Origin of the sequence: Streptomyces synnematoformans, assembly GCF_039531005.1 — a bacterium.
In the GTDB taxonomy this organism is placed as follows: Bacteria; Actinomycetota; Actinomycetes; order Streptomycetales; family Streptomycetaceae; genus Streptomyces; species Streptomyces synnematoformans.
In genome coordinates this window covers 1-1,109 of the sequence record NZ_BAAAPF010000690.1, presented here as the reverse complement: position 1 = coordinate 1,109, position 1,109 = coordinate 1, and the positions used below count along the sequence as shown (strand labels likewise).

The 1,109-nt window shown below is 82.3% G+C and carries 1 pseudogene; it reads right to left on the bottom strand.

Annotated features, from left to right (window positions below):
• Window positions 1-1,109, bottom strand: a pseudogene (locus tag ABD317_RS37145) (hypothetical protein); the annotation flags it as partial.

Here is a 1,109-nt window from a genome sequence, read left to right as displayed (position 1 = left end):
CCCGTGCCGGTGTGTTCGGCGCGTGCGGCCGCGTGCACCGCGCCGGTTGCGGTGTCCGCGCCCCGGTCCGTCAGGTGCGCGCCCCGCGCGCCTGCCGCACCCGGGCAGTGTCCGTCCGGCCCGTCCCGGTCCGGCGGACCGGACTCGCCGTCTGCGGCCCCGGCCCCGGCCGCCGCCGGAGCCGCTCCGGTCGCCCGGTCCGGACCCGGCGACGACCCGGCCGCCGGCGGAGCCAGCTCGCGGAGCAGCTCCGCACCCCCCGCGCCGTCCGCCAGGTCGGTCCGCAGCCGCAGGCCGTCCGCCGCCCGCGCCGTGTCCAGGGCCAGCACCTCCGCAGAAGCGCCGCCCGACAGGCTCATGCCCCACCGGGCCGCCGGGGCGGCCGCCGCGACGCCCGGGACGCGCTCCATCATGCCGCCCTGGCCCAGCTCCGGGAGCCGGCTGCCCAGGACCCGTACGTCCGTGCCCGCGTGGAAGTCCGCCTGGTCGCGCTGCGAACGCTCCCACGAGGCGCCCTGCGCCAGCGCCAGCATCCCGATCGCCACCGCCAGCACCAGCAGCAGCACCGGCCGCGCCCCGCGCAGGGGGCGGCGGCTCAGCTGCCAGCCGGCCAGCGCCGCGGGCAGCCCCCGCCCCGCCACCGCGCGGCGCTCCGCGAGCCGGGCGACGGGCGGCAGGAGGCGCAGCGTCAGCACCGTGCCGGCGAGCAGCGCCAGCGCGGGCGCGGCGGCCAGCACCGGGTCGATGCCGAGCGTGCCGGAGCGGTCGCCGCTGAGGGCGCCGCTGCCGGAGGTCTGCCGGTCCAGCTGCCAGTACGCCACCGCCGCCACCACCAGCAGCGCCCCGTCGGCGCCCGCCCGCAGCAGCGCGGGCAGCGGCTTCGCCCGTACCGTACGGCCCGGCGACAGCACCCCGCCGGCGCCGCCGCGGCGCAGCAGCGTCGGCGCCACCACCCCCGGCGAGCCCGGGCCGCTGATCCGGCTGCTGGCCGCGCGGGGGCCGCTGGAGCGGGCCGGGCTCACCCCGGGCTCGGCGGCGGGCACCGGCACCTGGCTGGTCGCCGCCGGCTGCGCGCTGGGCTGCGCGGCGCCGACGGGGTGCTGGCGCCG